The 18979-nt window shown below is 34.8% G+C and carries 7 protein-coding genes; 6 read left to right on the top strand and 1 reads right to left on the bottom strand.

Translation table 11 applies throughout. From position 1 onward, the window contains the following. Positions 1-62 precede the first annotated feature (62 nt). From OLM54_RS17780 to OLM54_RS17755, 6 genes are all read left to right on the top strand, one after another. Complete coding sequence (locus OLM54_RS17780) at positions 63-1052, top strand: hypothetical protein (RefSeq protein ID WP_264535901.1); 990 nt, start codon at positions 63-65, stop codon at positions 1050-1052. 300 nt (positions 1053-1352) lie between these two features. Beyond that, entirely contained in the window at positions 1353-3305 is a 1953-nt protein-coding gene (locus OLM54_RS17775; RefSeq protein WP_264535900.1) for a PKD domain-containing protein, read from the top strand. Positions 3306-3376: 71 nt separating this feature from the next. Continuing rightward, complete coding sequence (locus OLM54_RS17770) at positions 3377-6043, top strand: CHAT domain-containing protein (protein ID WP_264535899.1); 2667 nt, start codon at positions 3377-3379, stop codon at positions 6041-6043. Continuing rightward, positions 5995-6432: a retropepsin-like aspartic protease gene (locus OLM54_RS17765; RefSeq protein ID WP_264535898.1), complete on the top strand. Its 438-nt coding sequence runs from the start codon at positions 5995-5997 to the stop codon at positions 6430-6432. Before OLM54_RS17770 ends, OLM54_RS17765 begins: the two co-directional genes overlap by 49 nt. A 48-nt stretch (positions 6433-6480) precedes the next feature. Next, entirely contained in the window at positions 6481-11898 is a 5418-nt protein-coding gene (locus tag OLM54_RS17760; protein WP_264535897.1) for a T9SS type A sorting domain-containing protein, read from the top strand. Between the two features lie 125 nt (positions 11899-12023). Continuing rightward, positions 12024-15650 carry a T9SS type A sorting domain-containing protein gene (locus tag OLM54_RS17755; protein ID WP_264535896.1) on the top strand — a complete coding sequence of 1209 codons (3627 nt, stop codon included), beginning with the start codon at positions 12024-12026 and terminating at the stop codon, positions 15648-15650. Between the two features lie 97 nt (positions 15651-15747). Here OLM54_RS17755 and OLM54_RS17750 read toward each other — a convergent pair whose 3' ends face one another. After that, the gene (locus tag OLM54_RS17750) at positions 15748-18924 is read right to left on the bottom strand and encodes an efflux RND transporter permease subunit (RefSeq protein WP_264535895.1); all 3177 of its coding nucleotides are present in this window, start codon (positions 18922-18924) and stop codon (positions 15748-15750) included. Positions 18925-18979: the final 55 nt, after the last annotated feature.

Genomic DNA, 18979 nt, shown 5'->3' with positions numbered 1-18979 from the left:
GGGTAACAAAATTTCAACCCCGAACATCTATAACTATAATTAACTATTTAAAACTAGAAATCATGAACACAAATTTTAAAAAATTCGGACTTTTATTCTTAGCAATATTTTCATTAGTAAGCTGCGACAACAGCGACGGAGATGACAACGTTATTCTTCCGCCAACTTCTGGAGCGTTTAAAAGCATTAGCGAAAAAGGGGTATCAAGCACAAAACAAAGATTTACCATTATGGCGGGAGATGGTGTTAAAACCATCACATCTGCAAAAGGGGTAAAATTAAGCATTAACGGTGACTGTTTAACTAAAAACGGAGCTCCTGTAACGGGATCTGTTGACATTGAATACATCGAGCTTTTTGATAAAGGAACGATGTTGGTTACCAACAAACCTACAATGGGAATTACTGCTGACGGAAAGAAAAACTTATTAATTTCTGGTGGTGAATTTTTTATAAAAGCAACACAAGGCGGGGTTGAACTTCAAACATCTTGTACGATGAATTTAATTGTTCCAACTGCTTTAACGGACGGTCTTGATAATGCCATGACTTTATGGACTGGCGTAATCGATGATAAAGGCGAATTAGCCTGGAAAGATGCAAGACCAAATGCCGATGGAACCGGCGGTAACGGAAAAGGCGGCGTACAAGGCGAAGGAGCGAATTATTATGTAACATTTGGAAATTTTGGATGGACAAACGTTGACCGTTTTTACAGTGATCCAAGACCAAAAACTACGCTTCTTGTTGATGCTCCGGAAGGTTATGACAACGAAAACAGTGCTGTTTATCTTTCTTACGATGGCGAAGGAACAAATGCGCTTGCTAAACTTGACACTTATACAGCTCAAGGATTATTTAGCGAACACTACGGACAAATTCCTATAGGTTTAGCTTGTCACGTGATTTTTGTGACCGAAGATAATGGGCAATGGCGTTATGCAATTAAAGCCGTAACTGTTGCTGCAAATGATGTTTATACCTTTACTATTGCCGAAACAACAGTTGGCACAGAAGCGCAATTGGTAGCTGCAATCAATGCTATTCAGTAACTTACAAAATACTTTTAAGAAAAAGTGATGATTTGCTCATCACTTTTTTTTACATTTAATCCTGTTTTAAAATTAATTCTGAATCAATTGTAATTATTTTTAACACATAGAACATAGTTTGCATGCGCAAAAAAGACTTTTCACTTATTTTAATAAACATAGCTATGTAAATGATGTATCATTTATTTTAATCCTTATTTAAAAGAAGAAAATCTATGTTTCTATGTGTTAAATTAAATTTTTACGAATTGTACCCAATAGTTTAATTCTGATTATTTTAGAACTCAAAATTATCTAGTTATGAAACCACAACTGTCTATTTTCTTTATTCTATTTTCTATTTTCTCAATAGGACAAACCAAAGTAAAAGACACCATAACCCGCAGAGCCAATATTGGTTTTATCTTAAACGGAAATACCGTTACTTATAAGCCTGAAACCCCGCCGTTAATACCAATTTCGGGTGCGCCAAAACCAAGTTATTCTTATTTATGGGAACTTGGCGACGGTCATTACAGTAAAGAAGCAGAGCCAAAACATGTCTATAAAAACAAAGGAACTTATACCACAAGACTTGCCGTAACCAACAATTACGACAACGGAAAACCTCCGGCAACACGACCAAAAAAAGTAGCTGTAAACGACATTACAGATACTAATTATAAAGACATTGCATCACTGGCAGATCAAAACGGATTTGCAATAATTAAAAACTGCGATCCAATTCCGGAACAGGAAATGGTAGTTGTAGTAGGTTATCAAAATATGGAGAATTATGTTGCGAGCGGAAAGCTGTATTTATTCTATAATGAGAAACAATTTAAAAGCAATAATTTTGAATTAGTCGATTTTAGAACTTATGCAAACGAACGCGAAGTAAAAGAAAATACTGTTGCTTCTGTTAACGATATTGACGATTCTAATAATTATGTGGCTTCTGCTGAAAATATTCTCAAAATTAAAAAATACCGAAATACAACTACAGAAGAAGATCTTGATGCTTCGTTATTAGACGCGAATAAAACCTATCATAATGTTTCGGTTTTAGAATTTGATGATGCCAATCCGGGAGAAACGCATAATGTTTTTTATACGTTTAAAACAACTCCCGAAATGATAAAAGATACGAGCGCAACAGTTACCATGCGCGGTATTTTTGTACCAAACAGAAGTTATAAAAACCACAAAATAAAAAATCTGGAAATGGAAATTGTAACTTCTCACGATCCCAACAAAATGGGCTCGAACGGAAGTTTTATGAATTACAGATTGGTTCGTTTTAAACGTGTAAATTTTAAAACCCGTTTTCAAAACAACGGCGAAGGTCCGGCGAGAATGATTCGGTTAGAAACGGATGTTCCGGATATGTTTGATAAAAAAACATTCCAGATTGAAGATATGTATCCAAAATGTCCAATTTGCCCAAAAGGTGAAGAACCAACCGTAAGTTGTCTCGATACTATTATTAAGCAAAAACAGATTTTTTTTACTTTCAAAAATATTTATTTACCGGGAAGCGAGCAAAAAAATGTACACGAAAAAGACAGTACAAAAGGTTTTGTAAAATATTCGATGAAGTTTGCCGAAGATTTTCATAAAGTAAAAACCCGAAGCAGAACGGCGATTATTTTTGATAAAAATGAACCTATTATTACCAATTATGCCACGACGCGATTTTTACCCGGAATTTCGATTGGTGTAAAAGCAGGTTATAATTTGTATCCTGATTTAGATAAATCGACCAGTTATTTTGTTGGCGCAACGATTTCACCTTTTAAATCGTATCGCTTTTATTGGCAGGCAGAATGGATAAATGCCTTAAACAAATACGATAACGACATTACTATTACAGATGTAGTAAATACAAATCCAAACGGCGTAAGGCAATTGGTGCGTACCACTACAACTGCTGAAAATAAGAACGTTAATTGGGAAGTTCCAATTTTGCTTCGCTATAATATTAATAATTATATTGGAATTGGCGCCGGAATTCAGGCGAATATAAATGTTTCGGAAGAACAAAATCAGAATATAAAAATCGAGACTTTTGAAGGTGATAAAGAAAATTTTTTAATCAGCACAACTACAACATCGAATACAGTAAAAAACTCTTTTGCTGATTTTAAAACGGGGCTTTTATTTGATTTAACCGCTGGTTTTGCCAGAATCGGGCCGAGTTTAGGCGCGCGTTACGTCATTAACTTTGAACAGGGTTTTAATTATTTCCAGTTTTATGGTATTTGGAAGTTTTAGCCATAACACAGAGATACACGAAGTTCTTTTTTAATTCTCTGTGAATCTCTGTGGAAAAAAAATAATCATTTATGACAAAACTATATTGCTCTATTTTATTCTTCTCAACTCTGATTTTATTCGGGCAGAAATCGCTGAATTCTGAAGATAAAATATATAATGCAATTGATGTTTTTGTGGCGAATCCTTCGGCGAAAGCTTTGCAAAATTTAACGAATACTGAAACTGCTTTTTGGAAAAACGCTAAGCCTAAAACTAAAGATGAATTATTGGCGATTGTGGTTTTAAACTGCAATAAAGCGTATTATGAAAACCAATTTGGGCAAACTCAAAAAGCGATTTCAAGTTATGAAAAAGCATGGCAAATCTATCAGAAAAAACAGCTTTCTAATTATGATATTATTGAATTTTGCCTGAAACCTTTGGGTAACTTATATACTGTTTTGGGCGATTATGACAACGCAGAAAACATTATAAAGCAGTATTTTTTTATCGTAAATACGTCTAAAAACTATCCTGAATCTCAGAAACAAAAATTTGCTGCAATTCTCAATTTATCAAATGTGTATCAGAGTTCCGGTAAAACTTCTTTGGCAATTGAATTATTAGAAAGCACTTTAAAAACAGAGCAATTATCGAATGTTCAAAAAGGCATTTTACTGAATAATTTGGGGAATAGTTATTTATTAGATTCTCAGAAATTGGTGTTCGTTGTAAATTCCCGCGATAATTCCGAAAAGGCTTTTGAATCTTCAATACAGTATTTAAAAAACGAAAAAGATCAATCTGAAACGTTATCGAATTCTTATAGAAATTTAGCTTCATTAAACAGGCAATGGCAAAACTTTGATATTGCGGATTCTTATTTAGAAAAAGCTGAAAAACTGTTTTTTGAAACTCCGAACCAACAACCCAGAAAAATTGCAAAGCTGTATTATGAAAAAGCTTTACTACTTTTTGATGAACAAAAATTTGATGAAAGTGCAAAGCAAATCCAGGCTATTTTTAAAATCCTGATTCCGAATTACAATTCAAAAAATATTCTTCCTAATGAAAATGAATTGTATGCAGAAACGGTTTTAATTGATGTTCTTGATTTACAGGCAGAAATTTTCGTTCGACAAAATCAGCTTAAAAAAACGCTTGAAGCTTTTCGGCTTTCTTTTCGTATTGAAGATTTATTGATGAACCTTGTGGTTTATGAAAATTCGAAAATCATTACACAAATTCGGGCACGAAATCGTACAGAAAAATGCATTTCGATTTATGACAGATTGTATCAAAAGGAAAACAAAATCGAATATCTGAAAGAAGCTTTTCAGTTATCTGAAAGAACAAAATCAGGAATATTGAAAGGTTATCGTTCGAATATTAAAAGTGCTTCTGCAGAAGAAAAACAGCTTTTACAGCAACTTCAAAACTTAAATAATGTTATTTTAAAAGAACAGCAAAAAGGAAATTCGGCGAATATTTCGAATATAAATTCGGCAATAAAAAAGCAAAATGAACTGATGCTTTCGCTGAAAAAAATCGAGTCTGAAAATCTGGATTATATTCCTGAAAATTTTGATTTAAAAGCTTTATTCTCAAAATTAGAGAAAGATAAAGCGGTTATGGTTTATTATTTTATGGGTTCTGAATTTCTATATTATTTCACTTTGCAAAAGAACCGAATTACTCTAAATCATATTTATATTACTGATACTGCAATTCCGACAATTGCAACATTTCTTGATTATTTCAACAGCTCAAATAATATTATTAATAATATTTCGGGATATAATCACACTGGATACGATGTTTATCATATGTTGAAATTACCTCAAAATACAATCCATAAAAACCTCATCATTATTCCTGACGGTATTTTAAATTTTCTGCCTTTTGAAGCTTTAATTACGAAAGAATCTTCTACAACAAATTTTGCTAAAATGCATTATTTGCTGAATGATTTTAAAATTGGGTATAATACTTCGGCTAGTTTTTATCTCAATTCTAAACCTGTTTCAAATTCAGAAAAAACAGTTTTGGGCGTTTTTCCGGTTTTCGAAAAAACAGCTTTTGAATTGGGTTATTCGAAGAATGAACTGGAATCGATTCGAAGTAGTTTTAAGGGGAAATATTTAGAAAATGCTCAGGCTTCATTTGCCAATTTTAAAAATAATGCAAATCAATATTCGATTTTACATTTGAGTACGCATGCTTCTTCGGGTGATATTGAAACTCCGGCGAGTATTAAGTTTTATGATCAGGAAATTTTATATTCTGAATTGTACAATCTTAATATAAATCCGGATTTGGTGGTTTTAAGTGCCTGCGAAACCGGAATTGGGAAACTCTACAAAGCGGAAGGCGCAATGAGCGTTGCAAGGGGTTTTCAGTTTGCGGGAGCGCAGAATTTATTATTTTCGCTGTGGAAAGTGAACGATTATACAACATCTGTTTTTATGACTGATTTTTATAAAAACATCAAAAATAATGTTCCTTATTTTGAAGCGAATGCAAATGCAAAACTGGACTTTTTGAATGATAAATCGATTTCAAATGCTAAGAAATCGCCTTATTATTGGAGTTCTTTTGTTTATTACGGATCTATTGCTGCAGAAGAAAAACCGAGCAATTATATCTTTTACATGATTAGTTTATTGGCTGTAATTGGCTTATTTTTGGTTTTCAATCATTACCGAAAATGGAAAATCTTCACGAGGTTCTCAAAAAAGAGAAATACAAAAAAATAAAATTTAAAGTTACCAAAACGCAGCATCTTTTAATAAAAGCCAAAATAAACGGTGTTTCGGGAAATTTTATTTTAGATACCGGAGCGTCTAATACCTGCATTGGTTTTGAAAGTATGGAACGTTTTGAGATTTCATCAAAAAAATCGAAAACAAAAGCCTCCGGAGCCGGCGGAACTGGTATGAAAACAGAAGTCTCGGCTCATAATAATTTACAGATCGGGAGTTGGAAAAATACGGATTTTGGCTTGGTAATTTTTGATCTTTCACACGTAAATGAAGCTCTTGAAGCTTATAAAGCAAAAGCTGTTCACGGAATTATTGGTGCTGATGTTTTGCTTGAGGGCAAAGCAATAATAGATTATTTTAATCATTATTTGTATTTAAAATAAGAGTAGTTTTTGTATATATTTGTTAAAACAATTAACAAACCAATACGTATGAAAAAAACTCTACTTTTTTTTCTTTTTCTATTTACCACCATTTTTCACGCTCAAGTCAGTAATATTGAGCACTGCTCTGGAGAAACCGCTTTTAATTTAACGTCTAAAAAGGCAGAATTAATAGGGAATTTAAATCCTGCAGAAACTACAGTTAGTTATCATTTAAGTCTTGCAAGTGCAACCAATAATACAAATGCGCTGCCTGATCCTACTTATTATATAGCCGGGACTTCTTTGACAACAATTTATGCGAGAATTAACAATAATGGAAATATTACAACCAATTATTTTAATCTTATTATTCACAATTATTTAAGTGTAACACCTTCGCTTACGCCAATTGCATGCAATGGCCGTACTGCGGATTTAACTATTAATGCTTCGGGTGGAAGCGGTTCGTACAAATATTCATTGAACGGGGGTGAATTTATCACTAATAATGTTTTTTTGGGTCTGCGCCCGGGAGTTAAAAATTTTGACGTAATTGATACTGTTACGGGTTGTACGAGATCTTTTAGTTACACAATAACAGAACCAGCTGTTGTGGCTGCCATTGCGAGTGTAAATAAAAATACGATTACTGTTACCGCTTCGGGAGGATTTCCTCCTTATCAATATTCTATAGACGGTGACCATTTTAAATCCAGTAATGTTTTTACAAATGTAAGCCCCGGAAACTATAATATTATAGTAATTGATTCTCCGGCATGTAGGACATATGTAGCGGCTACTGTACAACCTCCTTTAAGTTCGACGGCTGTTATCACGAAACAATTGGATTGTTTGGGTACTGGTACTGCTTCGATTACGGCTAATGGTGTGGGCGGAAAAACGCCTTACAGTTATTCTTTAAACGGTGGAGCGTATCAAACAAATAATATTTTTAATAATTTAACGGCTGGTACGTATACTGTAACTGTAACTGATGCCGAAAATACGGTTTCGACTCCAACTGCAATTACAATACAGGCTTATTCACCTATTGCAATTACATGGAATAATACAAATTTAAGCTGTATTGGCTCTAATGACGGAACTGCAGTAATAATGGCAACCGGCGGTGTAGCTCCGTATTCTTATTCAATAGATAATGGTGCTTATGGCTCAGGTAATGTTTTTAATAATTTATCGGCTTCAAATCATACAATATCTGTAAAAGATGCTACAGGATGTGGTATCACCTCTTTCTTAACGATATTGCAGCCTGATCCTATACTGATTAATGAAAGTGTTGTAAATTCGAGCGTAAATAATGACGGATCAATTACTATTGCGGCTTCGGGAGGAAGTAATTCTTATCTCTATTCTCTTAAAGATGCTACTGGAAATGTTTTAATATCTCAACAAGCTTCTAATGTTTTTTCCGGTCTTTCTGTAGGATCCTACAAGGTTGAGGTTATCGATTCTCGCGGGTGTTTTTCCGTGAAAGATGTTACCATTGCCGCATTATCAACACTTGCTGTTAACGTAACTGTTGGTAATGTAACGTGCGATAATCTTAACGGATCAATTACTATTGTTGCAACGGGAGGAGTTGCTCCATATCGATATTCTATAGATGACGGGGTTAACTATTATTCTTCAACAGTATATAAATACCTGGATCTTAAAACTTATAGTGTCAAAGTTAAAGATGCACAAAACACTGTTGTCAGCACTACTGCAACAGTTACTCAGGCAACGACACTAACGATATCTGCCAAAACACAAGCGGCTTCTATAGCTTGTAATGGAGATAAAACCGGTGTTATCACTGCTACGGCAACGGGTGGTTTACAGCCTTATAAATATTCTATTGATGGTATTACATTTCAATCTGCCAAGACTTTCTACAATCTGAAAGCCGGCAGTTATAATGTTACGGTAAAAGATGCAAATGGATGTATGGCCTTGATTAATATTGCAGTAACACAACGACCTGCTTTATCGGCTACTGCCAAAATTGTTAATGATCAAAATATAGTTATTACTCCTGACGGAGGAACTACACTTTATACGTATTATCTTGAAAATACGACTACGGGAACTGAACTTGGCCCTGAAACAATTGGCACATTTACTAAGTTGCCTGTTGGAGTTTATACTGCAAAGGTGCTTGATTCTAATGGCTGTCTTTTTACTATACCGGGAATAAATATACAAGCTCCATCATCAACGGCATTAGCTGCTATTTCAGTTGTAGATCCTGCAGGTTGTGTATTTAATGGAAGAATTACTATAGCTGCTACGGGAGGTAGAGAACCTTATTCATATTCGATCAATAATGGTACTAATTATTCTTCATCAAATGTTTTTAGCAGCCTTACGCCAAATACATATACGGTAAAAGTTCGTGACGCTGATTTGAACACGACTAGTCATTCGGTTAAAATAGACTATAAATATCCTCCATCGATTTATGCTGATGTAACAAATGTAAGCTGCAAAGGCAGTAGTACCGGTTCTATTACTGTAATAAGTTATGGTGGTGCTGGTCCTTTTCAATTTTCACTAAACGGAGGTACTTATTTCTATGATTCGCCTACATTTAACAATTTAGCAGCTGGTACTTATAATATAAGTGTTCGAGATAATAATATTTGCGAAAGTACTTTAACGGTCGTAGTAACAGAACCGACCGCTTTATCTGCAACTGCTTTCGCAAGTGCTAATCAAGGTATCGTTGCTAATGCATCAGGAGGAACTGCTCCATATTCTTATTCTGTAGAAAACGGAAGCGGTGCAGTAGTCGTTCCGTCTCAAAGCAATAATACATTTACTAATTTACCTATTGGTCTTTATACCGTAAAGGTTATAGATGCTCATGCATGCACTACGTCAGTATCTAATATAAATGTTGTAGCATCAACACCACTTTCTGCTACGGCTATTGCAACTAATGTAACTTGTAGTAATCCTGGAGGAACAGTAACTTTTACTACATCAGGAGGTATTACTCCATATCAATATTCAATAGATAACGGAGCTAATTATTCGGCATCAAATACATTTACTAATTTAACTGCCGGCAATTATTCTTTAAAAGTTAAAGATGCACTAAATACTGTTGTCAATCTTAATGCAACTATTGCACAGACTACTCCTTTAAAAGTTTTTGCCCAAATATTAACTCCTGTAAATTGTAATGGCGATACTAGTGGTTTAATCTTTTGTACAGCAACAGGCGGTTCTGGTTTATATCAGTATTCTATTGATGGAATTAAATTTCAGGGCAGTCGATATTTTACTAATCTAAAGGCTGGCACTTATACTATTACCTTAAAAGATTATAGTGATGAATGCGTAGCTATCACTACTCCAATTACATTAACAGATCCACCTGTTTTATCTGCTACCGCAGTTGTAAATGGTCAGACTGTATCTGTATCTGCTGTTGGAGGAACTGGGACTTATGGTTATTATCTTGAAAATACGGCTACAGGAGATCGATTAGGACTATTAGAAAGTGGCAAATTTCCTGCATTAGCTCCTGGAAATTATACTGCAAAAGCCGTTGATTCTCGTGGTTGTTTTTTTAATATCCCTGGAATAATTGTACAAGCTCCATCATCAACAGCATTAACTGTAGTTTCAGTTGTATCTGATCAAACTTGTTCTACCACAGGAAGGGTAACTTTAATAGCTACCGGAGGTACACCTCCATATCAATATTCATTAAATAATGGAAGTACTTATTCAGCATCAAATCTTTTTGTTAGTTTACCTCCTTTTACCTATGCTGCTAAAGTTCGTGATTCTAACCTTAATACGGTTACAGAGTCAGTTACTGTAAATCCTGTATGGTCTGTTATCAGAGCCACTGCAGCTGTTACTAATGTAAGCTGTCAGGGTAATAACAATGGAATTATTACAGTAACGGCAACCGGAGGAAAAGCCCCTTATAGTTACTCGATAAATGGCGAACATCATACCAATGCAAATACATTTTATGAATTAAGTCCGGGAACTTATGTGGTTGGAGTGAGCGATCAGAATAGTTGTGATTATACCCTAACTGTTGAGGTAAAAGAGCCGGCACCTTTAAAAGTAACTGCTACAATGGGTGCTAAGCAAAGTATCACAGCTAATGTTTTTGGAGGAACTGCGCCTTTCTCCTATTCTCTAACAGACAAAAATGGTGTAACATCTGTGGCTCAAACCAGTAATAAATTTACTAATGTGCCTGTAGGTCTTTATACCTTAAATATTGTTGATGTAAATGCATGTAGTGTATCATTATCTAATGTAAATGTACTTCCGGACCCGCTTGCTGCAATAGCAACTATCAATCAGGTAACTTGTGATAATCCTACGGGAACAATAACAGTAACTGCAATGGGAGGCTCAGGAGTTTATCAATATTCTATAGACAACGAAGCGCATTATTATGCTTCAAATGTCTTTTCAAATTTACAACCCGGCAATTATACTATAACAGTTAAAGATTCTCTAAATAATGTATTTACTTTCAATGCCGTAATTATTCCTGTAAACCCGGTTCATCTTAATGCAACCATTACTTCTCAGCAATCTTGTACTGGTCCGGGAACAATAGAAGCAATCGCAGCCGGAGGTCAGGCACCTTATGTTTATTCATTAAATGGAGGAGCATATTTGTCTGCAACTACTTTTAGTGTATATGCCGGTGTATATACTGTAACAGTAAAAGACATTAATGGCTGTACAGATACTGTCACGATAACAGTAGAGGCAACACCATTTTTAGTTGCTTCAGTAATTGTAGAAAACCAGACGATAACTGTTACCACAACTGGCGGAAGCGGAGTATATGACTTTAGCCTTGATGGAGGTCCGTATCAGTCAAGTAATGTTTTCACGAATTTATCTTATGGAATTCATCAGGTATATACAAGAGATCAAAGTGGTTGTATTGCAGTAAACAGTTTTGCTATAGATCCGCCAGCTCCTGTAATCGATGGTGAAAAGGTAATAACAATCGAATTTACGCCTGGACAAACTTTAGGAGATTTGGTTATTCAAGGTCAAAATATTAAATGGTACAGCACTTCTGGTTCTTTACCTGCAAAAGCAAGTAAATCTGCTGAAACTACTTTGCCTTTATCAACAATTTTAGTTGATGGAACTACGTATTATGCATCACAAACTATAAACGGAATAGAAAGTACAGAACGTCTTGCGGTTACGGCAAAAGTAAAAGGTTCGCTTTCTACACCGGATTTTGTTTTAGCTAATTTCACTTATTATCCAAATCCTGTTCAGCATACTTTAAGTATTAGCAATACTTCGAATATTGATGAGGTTGAAATAATTTCTGTTTCAGGAAAATCAATCTTAACGAAGAAAATAAATAATACGCAATCTGAAATTGATTTATCGAATGTTTCGTCCGGGTTTTATTTCTTAAAAGTAAAATCTGAAGGAAAGACAAAGACAATCAAAATTGTGAAGAAATAAAGAATACCAAAATTCAAATTCTAAAAAATCCCAAACTCCTTAATTGGAATTTGGGATTTTTATATTTGAACTAAGACTCGATTTTTTGTATATATTTGTTTAACAAATTTAACAAACCTATACGTATGAAAAAAACTCTACTTTTTTTTCTTTTATTGTTTACTACTATTTTTTATGCTCAAGTCAGCAATATTGAGCATTGCGGAGGAGATACTTCCTTTAATCTAACTTCTCAAAAAACACTTTTAATTGGCAATTTAGATCCTGCTCAAACTACGGTTAGCTATCATTTAAGTTTAACAGATGCTCAAAATAATTTGAATGCAATTGCAAGCCCAACTAATTATGTAGTCGCTGCAAGTACGCTAACTGCTGCAAGTTCTAAAACTATTTATGCAAGAATTAATAATAACGGAACTGTTACAACGAATTATTTTAATGTAATTGTAAGTCCTATTTTTATTTTTAGCTCCGGAGTTAAGCCAATTACTTGTAGTAATGAAAAGGCAACTGTGTACATAACCGGATTAGGAGGAAAACAACCCATTCAGTTTTCATCTGATAATATTACTTTTAACGATACTTCGACCATTACAGATGTCGTTCCCGGTACTTATACATTTTTTGTTAAAGATGCTTTAGGCTGTGTAGCCTCCGGAGATGTGACTGTTAATCCTTATTTGCCGCTTTCTATCACTGATCATGCTAAAAAAGATGTCAATTGTATTGGAAGAGATAATGGAGAAATAACGGCAAATTTTCAAGGTGGTACTGCTCCTTATACCTATTCTCTTTTAAATAGCACAGGAACTGTATTAAAAAGTTATAAAAATTCTTATTTGAATACTGGTTTTGGCGGATTAAAACCAGGAACTTACGGTATCCGAATTACAGACGAACATAGCTGTTCTACAGAAATAACACAAATAGAAATTGTTCAGCCCACAAGTATAATTATATCTGCAACATCTACTCCCGCAGCCTGCACTAGTAATACCGGAACTATCACGGCAAGTGCAACCGGAGGTATTCCTCCATATACTTATTCTATAACCAATGGTGGTTATGAAGCCAAAAATGTATTTACTAATCTTAGTCCGGGCATATATACCGTTTACACTAAGGATGCTAATGAATGTTTGACGTACACATCAAATGTCGAGGTCAAATCAGTAGGCAGTGGTCCAAATATTACTGCAACCGGAACAAATGCAATGTGTTATGGTTCAAAAGACGGATCCATAACGGTAAGTGTAACGGGAGGACAGGCTCCATATCAATATTCAATAAATAATAACACTTACATCGCCAGCAATGTTTTTACTAATCTTTATTCCGGTACTTATAGTATCAAAGTAAAGGATGCTAACGGTTGTATCTCAGAATTAATATATACGATAACAAACCCGCTTCCTATTACTGCCAGTTTTACAGTAGAAGGACAAACAATAACCATTAATAGTCCACAAGGAGGAGTAGCTCCTTATAAATATTCTTTAGATGGAATTCATTATGTGACAAGTAATGTTTTTACAGGTTTAACTGCCGGAGCCTACACTGTAAAAGTGAAAGATGCACAGGGCTGTGAAATAACGATGATAGCGACAATTCCACCTGGGCTAACAACGGCTATTTTGAAAAATTTAGATTGTAATGGTGCTGCAACAATTACGGTTACCGGCATTGGCGGACAATCTCCTTACACTTATTCTATAAACGGAGGACCTTATCAAGCGAGCAATGTTTTTAATAATCTAACAGAAGGATCTTATTTTGTAACTGTAAAAGATGCTGTAAATTCAGTCTCAGTTACAAATACAATAACAATAGCGCCTTATATTCCTTTAACTGCTGCAGTTACAAATACACCAATCACAAATTGCTCTATAAATTATGATTCGACCATAACAATTACAGCAAGTGGCGGTCAGGCTCCCTATCAATATTCAGCAAATAGTATAAATAATTTTCAGGCGAGTAATATGTTTTTTGGTGCAGCGCCCGGAACACATATTGTTAACGTTAAAGATGCTAACGGATGTCTTTTTACTACATCTTTAGTTATAGAATCACCTGCTTCGTTAGTTGTAAATGCAATTGTTACCCAAGCCGCAGTTTGTGGAGGTAAAGATTCTGTAACTATGAATGCAACCGGAGGTCAGTCTCCTTATACGTATTCTTTTACAGGAGGAAATACTTTTTCTGCTGTAAATACAAATGAATTGTCTCCGGGAGGTTATACTTTATTTGTAAAAGATAATAATGGTTGTATTGCATCAACATACATTACAATAACTTTTTCTACTTTACCGGTAAGTACACTTTTGACGGTTACAAATACTACAACTACGAATAGTAATGATGGAAGTATAACAATGAGTGCAAGCGGTGGAACTGCTCCATATACTTATTCCCTTTTAAACAGTAACAATGTAGTATTAGTTCCAGAACAAACTTCTTCGATTTTTAATAATCTCGCACCCGGAACTTATGGTGTAATTGTTAAAGATGCCAAAGGTTGTTCTTCAATGCTAATGCGTGTAACTATTGCAGCGCCTGCAGTTTTAACTTCAATTGCGACTGTTACTCCGGTTTCTTGCATAAATGAGAAAGGTTCGATCACTGTTAAGGCAATTGGCGGAATAGCTCCTTATGAATATTCTTTTAATAGTCAGCCGTATACATCAAATAATGTTTTTAACAATTTATATCCGGGAGTTTACCATATAGACACACGAGATACTTCAGGCTATGTAACTTCATTATCTGTAACTATTTCGCCTTTAACACCATTAACTGTAAACGTATATCATACAGATGCAAATTGTTATGGAGACAATAGCGGATCAATAGCAATTAATGCTGCCGGAGGTTCAGGATTATACACTTATTCTCTTTCTAAAAATGGAATGATAATTATTCCCAATTCAATCAATACTATTTTTAGTAATCTTAGCGCAGGATCTTACACAGTAACCACCACAGATGCTAATAGTGCCTGTATTATGTCAGTAGAAGTATATATCACAGAGCCTGCAATGTTATTTGCTACGCTCGTTGTAGATGATCAAAAAATAACTGTTCATACTACCGGAGGAAATGGATCATACGATTATAGTTTGGACTGGCTAGGTTATCAAACAAATAATATTTTTACAAATGTATCTTATGGCATTCATCAAGTACTTGTAAGAGATCAAAATGGCTGTGCTCTGGCAATCAATGTTTCTATCGATCCGCCAGCACCTTTAATTGATGGTAAAAACACAACTACTATTGAATTTACAGCTGGACAAACTTTAGGTGATCTTGTTGTTCAGGGTCAAAATATTAAATGGTATAGTACAAGTTCTTTAGCCGGAAAAACAAATAAATCTGCTGATGCTTCTTTGCCTTTATCAACCATTTTAGTTGATGGAACGACCTATTATGCATCACAAACCATAAACGGAATAGAAAGCCCGGAACGTCTTGCGGTTACGGCAAAAGTAAAAGGTTCACTTTCTACACCGGATTTTGTTTTGCCTAATTTCGCCTATTATCCAAATCCTGTTGAGCATACTTTAAGTATTAGCAATACTTCGAATATTGATGAGGTTGAAATAATTTCTGTTTCAGGAAAATCTATTTTGGCGAAGAAAATCAATAACACACAATCTGAAATTGATTTATCGAATGTTTCGTCCGGGTTTTATTTCTTAAAAGTAAAATCGGAAGGACAAGTTAAAACGATTAAAATTGTGAAGAAATAAAGAATACTAAATTCCAATTTAGGAACTTCTTATAAATCAAAAATCCCAAACTCCTTACGGAATTTGGGATTTTTTCATTCTAAAATCAAATCAACAATTAATGGGTATGTTTAGGATTAAAACCATCTTCACTAACTTCTGCCGGTACATAATCTGCAACCATTTCAGCTTCGTAATCGATTTTTTCTCCTTTGCTAACTCTGGCAATTATTTTTTCCATGATATTATAAATTACAGGAACTACGATCAAGGTTAGGAATAAAGAAGAAATTAATCCTCCGATAATTACCCAAGCCAATCCGTTTTTCCACTCAGCTCCTGCTCCAGATGCCAATGCAATTGGGAACATACCAAATACCATCGCAATAGTAGTCATCAAAATCGGACGTAAACGAGCGTGATTCGCCTGAATTAATGCCGTTCTGATTGATTCTCCTGCTGCTCTTCTTTGGTTGGTATAATCGACAAGCATGATCGCATTCTTACACACCAGACCAATCAACATGATAATACCTAAAATGGTAAAAATGTTCAATGAGTTATTTGTTAAAGCTAATGCTAACATCGCTCCAATAAACGAAAGCGGAATTGCAAACAATACCACAAACGGGTGAACAAAACTATCATAAAGTCCAACCATTACAAGGTAAACCAAGATAATAGCGGCCAATAAAGCGATTCCTAAAGTACCAAAACCTTCACTTTGGTTTTCCTGATCACCACCCCAGATATAGTTTACTCCAGCCGGTTTTTCAAGTTTATCTAATTTAACCTGCCATTGTTGTACAATTGTTCCTGAAGGAACCCCAACATTTTGTCCTTTTACAGTTACCGAAGCAGATTTATCTCTACGCTCTAACTGGCTAGGTCCTGCACCTTCTGTAATATCTGCAAATTGAGATAATTTAATTTGCTGACCTGCCGCATTTACAAAAATCAAATTACTAACATCTGTAATACTTTTTCTGTCAAATGCATTATATCTAATGTTGATATCGTATTCGTATTCACCAGCTCTGTATTTACCGTCAGTGTTACCACTAAAAGCAGTTTGCATGGTTAAACCAACTGTTTGAAGTGTTAATCCTAAAGCAGCCATTTTATCACGATCTACCTTAACGTTAATTTCAGGATTTCCGTCTTCAACCGTTAATTTAATCTCCGTTGTTCCGGGAATTGTACGTAATTCAGCCTCTGCTAATTTTGCAAATTTCATTGCAGCTTCCGTAGAAGGACCAGTTACAATTAATCCTAAAGTGGCATCTTCGGCAGTTCCTAAAATACCAACCGGAACCGTTTTTACTTTTGCTCCAACCAATACTTTTTCAAGTTTACGCTTGATTTTTGCTGCGTAAACGTTAGCATCATCCGTACGATCTTTTTGTTCGATCATTTTTACGTCAATCTCTGCTTTATAAGCCGTTGCCTGCGATGCTCCAAAACCTTCACTGGTTTGTCCTACCGTAGTAATTTGACTATGAACATATTCCTGCGCTTTCAAATAAGCTTCTGCTTTTTGTGTCATGAAGTTCGTTTGTTCTAACGAAGCATCTTTTGGCATTTCAATTTGAACAAGAAACTCCCCACTATCAGAAGAAGCAAAGAACTCTCCACCAATGAAACCACCACCCATTAATCCAATTGTTGAAGCGAAAAATAATACAACAACAACGATAATAGTTTTAATATAATGATCTAAACACCAAGTTAACAATTCAGAAACCCAGTTTGTAAAACGTGTCAGATAACTTTCGAAACCAAGAATAATTCTTCCAAATAAATTCTTTCCTTCAATGTGCTCTAATTTACCATAACGGGATGATAACCAAGGAATAATTGTAAACGAAGCTAAAAGCGAAAGCATCGTTGAAATAATTACCGTTACACAAAATTGTGTAATAATATTAGATACCAATCCCGAACTCATTGCAATAGGCAAGAATACCACCACAATTACCAGGGTAATCGAAGTTACAGTTCCGCCAATTTCTGCAGTTCCATCATAAGATGCACGAATTCGGCTTTTACCCATTTCCATATGTCGGTAAATATTCTCGAGGACCACAATCGCATCATCGACCAGAATACCAACCACAAGAGATAAACCTAATAAACTCATTAAGTTCAGGGTATATCCCATTAAATAAATACCAATAAAAGTAGCAATTAACGATGCCGGAATAGACACCATTACAATCAATGAGTTTCTAATACTATGAAGGAAAAACAACATTACAAATGCTACCAGAACTACCGCAATTAATAAATCGTGAACTACAGAATCTGCCGCTTCAAGAGTAAAAATGGTACTGTCTTTTGCAACTTCTAATTTTAATTTATTTTTTGAATAATCTTTTTCAAGAGTTGCAATTGTTTTTAATAATTGCTCACTTACCGCAACCGCATTTGCATCAGATTGTTTTACGATTTGCAAAACAATGGCACTTTTTTGATCTACACGTGATATTTTTTCAGCGATTTTTTGAGTATCCTGAACATCTGCAATTTCACCCAAACGAATTTGGATTCCGTTTTGAGAAGAAACTACTAAGTTTCTTAATTCTTCAACACTTTTATATTTACCCGCTAAACGAATTAATATCTTTTGATTACGAGTCTGGATGTTTCCTGTTGGGAAATCCAAATTCGAAGTCAATATATTTTGTTGTACCTGCGGAACAGATAATCCGTAACCCTGCATTTTTACAGCGTCAAGATTTACCTGAATTTCACGCTCAGAACCACCAATAATATTTACCTGAGCAACACCTTGTACACGAGATAAAATAGGAGCAATTTTTTTGTCAATTAAGTCATAAAATTCTGCTTCATCCATTTTTCCATTGGCACCAAGCGTCATAATTGGTAAATCACTCAGCGAGAACTTGGTCAGAGCCGGTGTTTTAACATCATCAGGCAAATCACTAATGATCGCGTTTATTTTACGCTGTGCATCATTCAAAGAGAAATCGACCTTTGCATTTGATGTCAAAGTAATCGAAACGATAGACAAACTTTCGTACGATTTAGAGTCAATTTTTTTAACATTCTCTAGGGATGCAATCGCATCTTCAATTTTCTTGGTTACTGTATTTTCTACCTCACTTGGAGAAGCTCCCGGATAAATAGTAGAAATTGTAATAACGTTTTGTTCAAATTTCGGGATCAGCTCATAACCTAATTGGCTGTAACTGAACAATCCACCAAGTGTTAGAATTGTAAACAATACAATTACTAACGACGGACGTTTTATGGATATTTCGGCTAATTTCATATTTTTTGCTTTAGGCTGTAGGCTTTAGGCAATAAGCTTAATGCTAATCGCGTAT

Origin of the sequence: Flavobacterium sp. N1736, from assembly GCF_025947065.1 — a bacterium.
In the GTDB taxonomy this organism is placed as follows: domain Bacteria; phylum Bacteroidota; class Bacteroidia; order Flavobacteriales; family Flavobacteriaceae; genus Flavobacterium.
The sequence above is the reverse complement of the archived record's forward strand: the minus strand, read 5'-3'. Positions and strand labels throughout refer to the sequence as shown.

Coding starts and splice junctions, on each gene's coding strand:
- OLM54_RS17770 (WP_264535899.1), top strand. CDS start 3,377: ATGACAAAACTATATTGCTCTATTTTATTCTTCTCAACTCTGATTTTA.
- OLM54_RS17750 (WP_264535895.1), bottom strand. CDS start 18,924: ATGAAATTAGCCGAAATATCCATAAAACGTCCGTCGTTAGTAATTGTA.
- OLM54_RS17775 (WP_264535900.1), top strand. CDS start 1,353: ATGAAACCACAACTGTCTATTTTCTTTATTCTATTTTCTATTTTCTCA.
- OLM54_RS17765 (WP_264535898.1), top strand. CDS start 5,995: ATGGAAAATCTTCACGAGGTTCTCAAAAAAGAGAAATACAAAAAAATA.
- OLM54_RS17760 (WP_264535897.1), top strand. CDS start 6,481: ATGAAAAAAACTCTACTTTTTTTTCTTTTTCTATTTACCACCATTTTT.
- OLM54_RS17780 (WP_264535901.1), top strand. CDS start 63: ATGAACACAAATTTTAAAAAATTCGGACTTTTATTCTTAGCAATATTT.
- OLM54_RS17755 (WP_264535896.1), top strand. CDS start 12,024: ATGAAAAAAACTCTACTTTTTTTTCTTTTATTGTTTACTACTATTTTT.